The sequence below is a fragment of the Micromonospora sp. LOL_014 genome, assembly GCF_048060245.1.
Taxonomy (GTDB): Bacteria; Actinomycetota; Actinomycetes; order Mycobacteriales; family Micromonosporaceae; genus Micromonospora_E.
In genome coordinates this window covers 1-1,056 of sequence record NZ_JBHMIP010000094.1, presented here as the reverse complement: position 1 = coordinate 1,056, position 1,056 = coordinate 1, and the positions used below count along the sequence as shown (strand labels likewise).

Annotated in this window: 1 protein-coding gene; it reads left to right on the top strand. The window is 67.7% G+C overall.

Translation table 11 applies throughout. The annotated features are described in order from the left end of the window. Positions 1-105 precede the first annotated feature (105 nt). Positions 106-1,026: an IS3 family transposase gene (locus ACFHW1_RS28760; protein ID WP_416616720.1), complete on the top strand. Its 921-nt coding sequence runs from the start codon at positions 106-108 to the stop codon at positions 1,024-1,026. Positions 1,027-1,056 lie beyond the last annotated feature (30 nt).

Here is a 1,056-nt window from a genome sequence, read left to right as displayed (position 1 = left end):
ACGCCTCGCCGCGTTGGAACGGGAGGTCCGTGAGCTGCGGCGGGCGAACCAGATCCTGAAGTCCGCGGCGAGTTTCTTCGCGGCCGAGCTGGACCGGCCGTCGAGATGAGGGTCGCGTTCGTCGACTCGCAGAAGGCCGAACACGGTGTCCAGTCGGTCCTGCGGGCGCTTGAAGACACGCCCGCCGGGATCGCACCGTCGACCTACTACGCCGCCAAGGCCCGCCCCGCCTCGGCCCGATCGAGGCGCGATGAGGAGCTGACCGCGATGATCGCCCAGGTCCACAAGGCCAACTACGGCGTCTACGGGGCCCGCAAGATCTGGCACGAGCTGCACCGCCAAGGCGTCGACGTGGCCCGGTGCACCGTCGAGCGGCTGATGCGCGAGTCCGGACTCCGTGGGCTGCTACGCGACAGGTCACCGCGCACGACCCGACCGGCCGCCGAGACCAGCAGGCCCGCTGACCTGGTCAACCGTGACTTCACCGCGATACGGCCGAACCAGCTGTGGGTCGCCGACCTGACCTACGTGCGCACCAGCGTGGGCTGGGTGTACGCCGCGTTCGTCCTCGACGTGTACTCCCGGATGATCGTCGGCTGGCAGGTCTCCACGTCGCTGTACACGGATTTGGCGCTCGACGCGCTGAAGATGGCGATCTGGCGCCGCGAGAACCAGGGCGCCGACCTGGGCGGACTCGTCCATCACTCCGACCGGGGAGTCCAGTATCGAGCGATCCGCTACACCCAGCGGCTCGCCGAGGCCGGCGCCGTCACCTCCGTCGGATCCAAAGGGGACTCGTACGACAACGCCATGGCCGAGGCGTTCAACTCCCTGTACAAGGCCGAACTCGTCCGCAACACCGGTCCGTGGCGCGGCCTCGACGACCTGGAGATGGCCACCGTCGAGTACATCGACTGGTACAACAACCGGCGGCTCCACGGCGAACTCGGACACGTCCCGCCCGCCGAGTACGAAGCGCTACACGCGATGACCCAACCGGTCACCGCACCCCTGAAAACCAGCTAACCAACTCTCCATCAAACCCGGGGCTTGACA

Excerpts from the sequence above, each read along its gene's own strand:
- ACFHW1_RS28760 (WP_416616720.1), top strand. The coding sequence starts at position 106 with ATGAGGGTCGCGTTCGTCGACTCGCAGAAGGCCGAACACGGTGTCCAG.